A 9,354-nucleotide genomic window follows, 5' to 3' on the forward strand; every position below is an offset into this window, starting at 1 on the left:
TTTGGCTACGCAGTCATGAGAAGTCCAGTCAAATGGTTTGTTTAAATTCAGAAAACCTTGCACAATTTTAATTTGAGATTTGATATTTTTGTATTTTTACACAAATTGTTAAAACTAGGAAAATGTTAATAAATGCAGTAGGGAAACACCGATACCTAGCATCCAAAATCCAAATCGGACTATGGTATGGGAAAGTTTTTTTTTACGGGATTTGTTTCTGGAGAGTGATCATCTAAAGCTGGTGCTAATTTAAGATGATCCAAGGATTGTACTAAATTTAAACCGAGAGACTGACTAGAAATACTTTGAGCATAAGCAGCATTCAGATAGGGCAAATATTCTGGTTTTTTGGCTACATAAGTTTGGAAGAAAGGTAAACTTAAAGCGTTCATGTAATGCTGGGCTTGGAAAACATCACCTACCATATCAGTAGATAAGGCTATTTGTGTACTTCCAGGGTTGCTATTACCAATGGTAGAAAAATGAGTAGCACCTAGTAACATGACTAAATATTTTTGGGGATAAGTAATCCAAGAGAAAGGTAAAATTTGCTCATATAAAGCTGGTGCAACAGTATCTTCGCTGCTACCAATAATCATGACTGGGGTGTGAATTTGACTTAAACCAGCTTGTCCAAAAATAGAACTAGTGATAGGATTAACAGCGATCGCTGCTTTGATTCTTTGATCTTGTAAATTATCCTCTTTTCCTGACTGATTTGGCAGTTCTAAAGCCCGACATTGCAGCAGTAAAGACATATTCCAAGTATTTCTTACTTTCTCTGCATGACAGTCTTGTTTGAGTTGCTCAAAGTTAATTTTTGCCCCAACTAAAGCTAATGCAGTATAACCTCCTAAAGACTGACCAAATACTCCCACTTGTTGTAAGTTGAGCCGATGTTGAAATCGTGAATCTGATCCTAGTTGATCTAAGATATATTTTATATCTAAGGGTCTATCTTTAAATTCATTCGGGTGGGCAACTTGATTACTATTTCTCTTAATTAAAGATTGTAATTGTTTAGCATCACTACCTGGATGATTGGGAATAACAACTGCAAACCCATTTTTAGCTAAGTAATTTGCTAAATAGCGAAAGTTACTGCTATCTAAACCTAACCCATGGGAAATTACAATTACAGGTGCAGGTTGTAAGGTATTGGGAATATAGATATCTGTAGATAAATGCCGATTACGGATTGAATCAAATAACTGTAATGTTTGTTTTTGAGTTAGCAAATTTGGTTGATTTGACAACTCTGATAATTGAGATAAATTCTCTAGAGAAATTGTCGCAGCTTCTAAATGGGATGCTTGGATAATTGTAGAAATTGCTTTTTCAGTTTCGCTGATCATTTTTTCTAATTCATCAGCAATTTGCATACCAGAAGCTACATCAATACTAATACTTTTTTGAGGATATTTACGTAATAAATTTAATAAATTTAACCCTTCTGGTTCAGCAGCAGCAGCAATTAAAGCTGTGCGTAAAGCCTGAAATTCTGATTCTTTAGGATGAGAAGATGTTTTAATTAATTCAGTCAATCTTTGTAAGATAAATTTCCCTTGTTGAGTGTCCAAAAATTGGGAAGCTACAGAAGGGCTAATTCTGAGCGGTTGCATCAGAATATTTCTTAATTCTTGCAGTTTATGAGCCGGAATATATTGGTAATATCCTGCTAAATCCGCATTAATTATACCATGTTTAGCATAACTTTCTAAGATACTAATAGGGATAGAAATTTCTAGTGCTGAATAAGAAGCATGAATTTGTTCTGCTGCCATGACAGAGTTACTTATACCAAATGTTGGCAGCAACATTGATAGCACAAGTGACAGGGAATTTTTTCTGAGGGTGCTGCCCCAATTACCAAACATATTCATCGCTTAACTTGTGTGGTGATATTGTTGAGCGAGGCTCAAATTTTGGTAGTTATTTAAACACCCTGATCAATTAATAAAGTATTGTTTGCTTCAGATATCATTGATTAATTGAGATATATTTCTTAGCAAAAATGCCAAAGTCAAATTAGAAATGCGATGGAGTTGCTGGGCAAGGTTCACTTCTCATTACTAGCATTTCTTTTAAAATCATAATAAATACATAAATGTTCTACATCAGTATTTATTATGTATTAAGATTGATTAACCTGAAATTATGCGAATCAGTTCTATTAATGGGCTTTGCCTAAAGTAATAGATATTGAACCAAGGACAACTAAAAAAGCGCCAATAATTCCTAACAATGATATTTGTTCATGAGAGATAATATTAGGAGCAATTGCGGACATGAGCCAACCGGAAAATAAAGTAATAATTGGAGCTAAAGCTATGACAGCACTTACTCTTGATGCTTGCCAATGTTCCAATGATTCAGCAAAAGCACCATAGGCAATGAGAGTATTGAAAGCACAAAATAGCAATGTTGCAAAATGAAAGTTATCAAGAGTGAAAATTGTATTGATTTTTGCCAATGGCGTGAATAATACAGCACAGCCACCGTAAATAATCAACATGATTTTGGCAGAGGATAAAGATTGCAATAGTTGTTTTTGGGATAAGGCATAAATAGCCCATGCTACTGCTCCTAAAACCAGCAAACCGCTACCTAATAAATATTCACCTTTAGCTGTGATGATAGTGGCTAATTGGGCATGAAAAAATAAGGCAAAACCTGAAGCCAAGATACCAACACCTAACCATTGATATAATGTATAGCGTTCGTGAAAAATTACTAATCCACCGAAACTTAATAACACACTAGATAATTGAATGATGACTTCAGCATTAGCTGGGGCTGTAAATGCTAAACCTTGCATAAACAGAAAATAGTTGGCTGCTAAAAAGATGGTAGCAACTACTAATAATTGCCACGAAGTAGCACGTAATTCTGCTAAAGTTGGTAATTTTTTCTTGACAAATAAATAAATTGCTAGTAAAAGGAAGGCAGTTAAAAAGCGAAACCAAACGATGGTGTAGACATCTAGGACTTGTAAGGTTACTGTTAAGGCTAGAGGTAAAACTCCCCATAAAAAAACCGTTACCAATGATAAACCTAGCCCTAAGCGCCAACGACCAGAACTTTGATGCATTATTAATAATTACTAAGTAGGACAAGTTATCAATTGATCATTGACAATTGTTTCATTCAATGTTTAAAACCTCTCCTTTAAAGGAGAAAAAGCCAAAAAATTCCTTTTTCTCAATTCTCGCCCTAGAAGTGGGAGACAATTGTCCATTGTTGATTTTTGCACAGTAGTTAAGTACCAGGAATAGTTAATTATTTCTGGCTCTTGGCTATGAGTCCGGGTAATATTAATTTTTGAATGTGTAATTTTAAGTTACAAAATGTAATTTAAAGTTTATTAAAAATATGCGTCAGATTTCAATCATCTGTTTATTTGCAGGATTTATATAGTCTGACGCACCCTACAAAAGATTTTTGATAGAGTGCGTCAGATTTTAATTATCTGTTTATTTGCAGGATTTATCTAGTCTGACGTGGTTGGTGAGCTTGCTGAACCACACCCTACAACAGATTTTAGTGTGACACGCGCGTAAGTCCTGTTGAGTATAAAACTTAGTAACGGCGAGAATAGCCACCGCCGTCTCCACCACGTCGTCCACCACCTTCTTCTTTGGGTTTGGCTTTGTTAACTTTTAAGTTGCGACCCATCCATTCAGCGCCGTCAAGTGCGGTAATTGCCGCTTCTTCTTCTGCGTCTGATGACATTTCTACAAAGCCAAAACCTCTAACTCGTCCAGTTTCCCGGTCTGTAGGTAGTTGAACTTTTTTAACAGTTCCATATTCTGCAAAAGCCTGCTCAAGGTCTTGTTCTCTAACCTCATAGGATAGATTACCAACATAAATTGACATAGAATTGCTCCAGAAATTAAAAAGTGGACGTGTACAGATGTCTAAACCATATAATACCCGTGACTAGTACCAAAGGGCGGAATTAAAAATTAAAAATTAAAAATTAACAAGCAGATGATGTAAGCTTTTTAAGAATTTTTAATGGTCTGTTGACTCCCGCCTTTGTATCTAGTGATTTTAAATGACTCCTTTTTGCCTGTTCTTTGACATACTACAGTAGAATTGAAAAATTAGGAATAATTACAAGGATGGAATTCATAGTTTGTTTTCCAAAAACTCTCACTATTCTGCCAGTATTGTTAATAACTGTGCCTCACTCAACTGGCTGATCCCTAAATTCTGCGCTTTATCTAATTTAGAGCCGGCATCTGCTCCGACTACCAAAAAGTCTGTTTTTTTACTGACGGATTCCGTAACTTTACCACCTGCTTTTTGAATTAAGGCTTTGGCTTCATCCCGCTTTAAGGTTGGTAATGTCCCGGTGACAACAAAGGTTTTACCAGCAAGTTTCTGATTAATTTCGCCAATTGTTGGCTGTGCTGCGCTGTTTGCTAATTGTAAACCGATCGCTTGGAGTCGGGAAATTAAGGTTTGATTGGCTGGAGTCCGAAACCATTGATGGACTGATTGGGCAATTTGAAAGCCAATACCGTAAACGCCTTCAATGTCTGATTGTTTTGCGGCTGTGAGTGTTTCGACGGTGGTAAACTTTTCTGTGAGTAGTTGGGCGTTGACGCTGCCAACGTGACGGATGCCTAAACCATATAATACTCTAGGCCAAGGTTGGTTTTTCGATTGGGCGATCGCATTGACCAATTTTTCTGCTAATTTTTGACCCATTCTTTCTAATACACATAAACTTGATTCTGTCAAGTCATATAAATCAGCAACGGAATGTACCAACCCTTTATCTACGAGTTGATGTACCAGTTTTTCTCCCATACCTTTAATATCTAAGGCATCACGGCTGACCCAATGTTCAATTTCACCTTTGAGAATAGCCGCACAGGATGCGTTGACACATCTTGTCACTGCTTCTCCTGTTTCCCTGACTACCAGTTGCCCACAGACGGGACAATGGGAAGGCATAATAAAAGGTTGGGTGTCAGCGGGACGCAGTTCTTTAATGACTCGGACAACTTCGGGGATGATTTCTCCGGCTTTGCGAACAATGACGGTATCACCAATGCGGATGTCTAATTGTTCGATGCGATCGCTATTATGTAAGGTAGCACGGGAGACTGTTGTGCCGGCTAGTTGGACGGGGAACATTTCTGCTAATGGGGTTAATGCCCCGGTTCGTCCGACATTGACTGTGATTTTTTCTACACGGGTTGGGGCTTCTTCGGCAGGATATTTGAGTGCGATCGCCCAGCGGGGAAATTTCTGTGTAAATCCCAGTTGTTCTTGCAGTTTAAAGGTATTTAATTTAACTACAACTCCATCCGTCATATAGGGAGAATTCAGCCGTTCTGTATCCCAATATTGGTAATATTCGGCAACTTCAGCAATAGAATGGCAGAGTTTATGGTTGGTATCAATCCGAAAACCCAGCCTTTGCAATAATTCCAAAGCTTCCCATTGCGTATTAGCAATACTAGAATCATCCAACCCCGTAATATGCAAAGTATAAGCAAAGAAATCTAACTGCCGCTGTGCGACAATGCGAGAATCTAATTGCCTAAGTGTACCTGCTACAGCATTGCGAGGATTAGCAAATACCTGTTCACCAGCTTTTTGTCTTTTCTGATTAATGTCTTTAAATACTTGTAAGGGTAAAACACTTCTCCCCGTATTTCCACCTTAGCAATATTGTCTAACCCGTCAAAATTCAAACGTAGAGGAATTGAGCGAATAGTTCTCACATTTTGAGTAATATCTTCACCCATTACCCCATCTCCTCTAGTTGCACCTCTGACTAGAAAACCATTTTCATAAGTCAAAGCCAAAGCCGCACCATCAATTTTCAACTCAGATACATATTCTATTTCACCGGGATTATACTGACTTGGTGCGTGTCGCCGCCAACGTTGATCCCAACTTTGTAATTCCTCAATATTAAAAGCGTTTTCCAGACTGTAGAGAGGGATATTATGACGGACTGAGGTAAAATGAGTTGCAGGTCTTTCACCTACACGCTGAGTCGGACTATCGGAAGTAATTAGTTCTGGATACTGCGTTTCTAATTCTTGCAATTCTCGATACAGCCGATCATAAACCGTATCTTCCATTATTGGCGCATCTAGTACATAATACGCATAGCCAGCTTGTTGGAGTAAACTTCGCAGTTCTTCTATACGCTTTACTTCAGGCTGAGTTGACATCATGAGTTTCATAACCAAACAATAATACCAGTGGGACTTTAATTATAAAGAAGAGTAGGAAGCATACATGACTAAAACTTTCACAGGACAGCCCCCTATTATTATCGCTCATCGAGGTGCAAGCGGCTACCGTCCCGAACATACTTTAGCCAGTTATGAATTAGCAATTGATTTGGGTGCTGATTATATTGAACCAGATTTAGTTATTACTAAAGATCGGGTTTTAATTGCGCGGCATGAAAATGAAATATCAGAAACTACCGATATTGCTAATCATCCTGAATTTGGTCATTTAAAAACTACTAAAATCATTGATGGTGAAATTAAAATTGGTTGGTTTACGGAAGATTTTACCATAGCAGAAATCAAAACTTTAACCGCGAAAGAACGTATTCCCCAAATCCGTCCCCAAAATATAGCTTATAACGGAATGTTTGCTATTCCCACTTTTCAAGAAGTAATTGATTTAGCACAGCAAAAAAGTCAAGCAATTGGCCGGAATATTGGCATTTATCCAGAAACCAAACATCCTAGTTATTTTAAATCTATTGGCTTACCCTTAGAAGAAACTTTATTATTCAATTTACAAAACATTAATCTACCTGTATTTATTCAGTCATTTGAAGTTAGCAATTTGCAAGAATTATCAAAAACAACAAATTTACCTCTTGTGCAGTTAATTAATGATAGTGGTAAACCATATCATTTTGTTACTGATCATGATCCTCGGACATATACGGATTTATTAAGTCAACAAGGGTTAAGAGAAATCGCTGAATATGCCCAAGTGATTGGTGTAAATAAAAACTTGTTGATTCCTCAAGATATTAATGGTAAATTACTTTCGTCAACCTCTTTAATTATAGATGCTCATGTAGCTAATTTACAAGTTCATCTCTGGACTTTTAGAAATGAAGATGTCTTTTTGCCTCTAGACTTAAAAGGAAATCCAGACAGAGAATATGAAATGTTTTTCAGTTTAGGGATAGATGGCTTATTTAGTGATTATCCAGATATGGCTGTAAATATCCGCAATTCTAGATTTTTATATCAAGCAAATGAGTAATTTACCTTTAAATCGTTTAACCGAAATTGCCCAACTTTTTCTCAAATTGGGGATTATTGGTTTTGGTGGACCAGTTGCCCATATTGCCTTGATTGAAGATGAAGTAGTGAAACGTCGTCAATGGTTGACACAAGAACATTTTCTAGATTTGGTAGGGGCAACTAATTTAATTCCTGGACCCAACTCCACAGAAATGGTAATTCATATTGGATACATTTATGCAGGTTGGTTAGGATTAATTGTAGCTGGTGTTTGTTTTATTTTACCTGCGGTTTTAATTACAGGTGTATTTGCTTGGATATATGTTAATTATGGGACTTTACCCCAAGTTGCACCTCTACTTTATGGCATAAAACCCGTTGTTTTGGCAATTATCATGAATGCTATTTGGGGTTTAGCAAAAAAATCAGTAAAAACGCGAGAATTACTGATAATTGCTATAGTAGTTGGCTTAATAACTGGGTTTGCTAAAGTTAATGAAGTTATCGCTTTATTACTAGGGGGAATATTAGGTATGATTTGGTTACGTAGCAGTAATCAAACTAATTTAATGATGGCTATTTTCACTACAGGTACACTTTGGCAAACTACCGCAACTGTAACTACACCTATTGGTAATAATGTATCTGTACCTTTATGGCAATTGGGTTTATTTTTTCTAAAAGTTGGTAGTGTACTGTTTGGTGGTGGTTATTTGTTGATAGCTTTTTTGCAAGGGGGATTAGTAGAACAATATGGTTGGTTAACACAACAACAGTTATTAGATGCAATTGCTATTGGCCAATTTACTCCTGGACCTATCCTTTCTACTGCTACATTTATTGGTTATGTAATTGCTGGATTTCCTGGGGCAATTGTCGCAACTTTGGGAATTTTCATGCCTTCATTTTTATTTGTGGCTGCTTTAAATCCTCTGATAAATCGTATCCGTAATTCATCGTTAACAAGACCTTTTTTAGATTCTGTCAATGTTAGTGCTGTAGGATTAATGGTATTAACCACTATTCAATTAGCGATCGCTACTTTAAGTTTAACAAAAACCCCTTATATAGATTTTTTGGGTTTAGGAATTGCTATAATTTCGGGAATTTTAGTGATTCGTTACCGGATTAATGCAGTTTACTTAATTTTAGGTGGTGCTATGATTGGTTGGGGTGCAGCAATTTTTGGTTATTCTTTTTAAAGATATAAATAATTTATTTCTCTTTCTAAGTTATCACGGGCAGATTTTTCGCTACTCTCAAACATCAAAGGTGTAAAATAGATCCTTTCCCGCTGCAAAAATCCTTTTAAAATTTGTCTCCTGCCTGTGATATATTCTAATTCTGATACCCACGCATATTCTTGACGAATGGCTTCGGCATATTCTTGATATTCAACTGGTTTTGCAGCTAAGATTGCTAAGTCTGCATCAAGTAAAACCTGGCTATTTAAATCATTACTTTGATGATTTTTAGTATTTAAAATTAACTGATGAACTGTGTTAATATTGCTAGTAGGAATTCCTAAACTTTCTAAGATATTGGCAGCATAGTCAGCACTTTTTTCTTCATTATCTTGAGCATGAGTATTATAAATTATATCATGAAACCAAGCTGCAAGTTTGACAGAAGGTAAATCTTGAGCATATATTTGTAAAATATTAATTGTACTGAGAATATGATCAAGATGTTTGAGGTTGTGGTAGTAGCGATAAGGCTGAGAATAAGTGTTAACTAAGTCAGTAAAAGCTTGATTGGCTGCGATCTTTTCTATGTTAAAGGGTTTGATTGTTTGTTGCCAATAAATAAATAGTTTTTCTTGAATCATAGTTATGGCTTGCTTAATTTAGATAATTGACAATTGATAAGTTTGTAGTGAGGACTTTAGTCCTCATTTAAGGGCTGAAGCCCTTACTACCAAATCATCTCAATATTTTTTACATTACTTAATCTAAGTTAATTTATTTTTGTCTAGTTACTTAAATAAGAACTTCATAGATAGAAATAGCTTGATCTTTACCTTTGACTTTGACTGATTCATCTACAAGTCTTAAAGAAAATAATTCTGGATTATATAAGCTATTAACTACTGCTTCTGTGATCAAAA

Annotated in this window: 6 protein-coding genes and 1 pseudogene; 2 read left to right on the forward strand and 5 right to left on the reverse strand. The window is 36.2% G+C overall.

Annotated elements, in window-relative coordinates:
* Window positions 1-179: 179 nt before the first annotated feature.
* The 4 genes and pseudogenes from FJR38_RS03105 to ligA form a co-directional block, all read right to left on the reverse strand.
* Entirely contained in the window at window positions 180-1,784 is a 1,605-nt protein-coding gene (locus FJR38_RS03105; protein WP_254449329.1) for an alpha/beta hydrolase, read from the reverse strand.
* 389 nt (window positions 1,785-2,173) lie between these two features.
* Complete coding sequence (locus FJR38_RS03110) at window positions 2,174-3,091, reverse strand: DMT family transporter (protein WP_168535332.1); 918 nt, start codon at window positions 3,089-3,091, stop codon at window positions 2,174-2,176.
* Between the two features lie 488 nt (window positions 3,092-3,579).
* A complete protein-coding gene (locus FJR38_RS03115; protein WP_168493610.1) occupies window positions 3,580-3,876 on the reverse strand; it encodes an RNA-binding protein in 297 nt (98 codons plus the stop codon).
* A gap of 282 nt (window positions 3,877-4,158) precedes the next feature.
* Window positions 4,159-6,212, reverse strand: a pseudogene (ligA, locus tag FJR38_RS03120) (NAD-dependent DNA ligase LigA).
* A 55-nt stretch (window positions 6,213-6,267) separates the two neighbouring features.
* Between ligA and FJR38_RS03125 the strand changes: the two are divergent.
* Together FJR38_RS03125 and chrA are read left to right on the forward strand one after the other, a co-directional pair.
* The gene (locus FJR38_RS03125; protein ID WP_168535334.1) at window positions 6,268-7,266 is read left to right on the forward strand and encodes a glycerophosphodiester phosphodiesterase; all 999 of its coding nucleotides are present in this window, start codon (window positions 6,268-6,270) and stop codon (window positions 7,264-7,266) included.
* A complete protein-coding gene (gene chrA, locus FJR38_RS03130; RefSeq protein ID WP_168535336.1) occupies window positions 7,259-8,449 on the forward strand; it encodes a chromate efflux transporter in 1,191 nt (396 codons plus the stop codon). The genes FJR38_RS03125 and chrA overlap by 8 nt, the downstream gene beginning before the upstream one ends.
* Here chrA and FJR38_RS03135 read toward each other — a convergent pair.
* Window positions 8,446-9,075, reverse strand: a complete 630-nt coding sequence (locus FJR38_RS03135) for a hypothetical protein (protein WP_168535338.1) — start codon at window positions 9,073-9,075, stop codon at window positions 8,446-8,448. The two genes, chrA and FJR38_RS03135, sit on opposite strands and share 4 nt — an antisense overlap.
* Window positions 9,076-9,354: the final 279 nt, after the last annotated feature.

It is taken from the genome of Anabaena sp. UHCC 0253 (assembly GCF_009712085.1).
Lineage (GTDB): Bacteria > Cyanobacteriota > Cyanobacteriia > Cyanobacteriales > Nostocaceae > Dolichospermum.

Excerpts from the sequence above, each read along its gene's own strand:
- FJR38_RS03105 (WP_254449329.1), bottom strand. The coding sequence starts at position 1,784 with ATGGCAGCAGAACAAATTCATGCTTCTTATTCAGCACTAGAAATTTCT.
- FJR38_RS03110 (WP_168535332.1), bottom strand. The coding sequence starts at position 3,091 with ATGCATCAAAGTTCTGGTCGTTGGCGCTTAGGGCTAGGTTTATCATTG.
- FJR38_RS03115 (WP_168493610.1), bottom strand. The coding sequence starts at position 3,876 with ATGTCAATTTATGTTGGTAATCTATCCTATGAGGTTAGAGAACAAGAC.
- FJR38_RS03125 (WP_168535334.1), top strand. The coding sequence starts at position 6,268 with ATGACTAAAACTTTCACAGGACAGCCCCCTATTATTATCGCTCATCGA.
- chrA (WP_168535336.1), top strand. The coding sequence starts at position 7,259 with ATGAGTAATTTACCTTTAAATCGTTTAACCGAAATTGCCCAACTTTTT.
- FJR38_RS03135 (WP_168535338.1), bottom strand. The coding sequence starts at position 9,075 with ATGATTCAAGAAAAACTATTTATTTATTGGCAACAAACAATCAAACCC.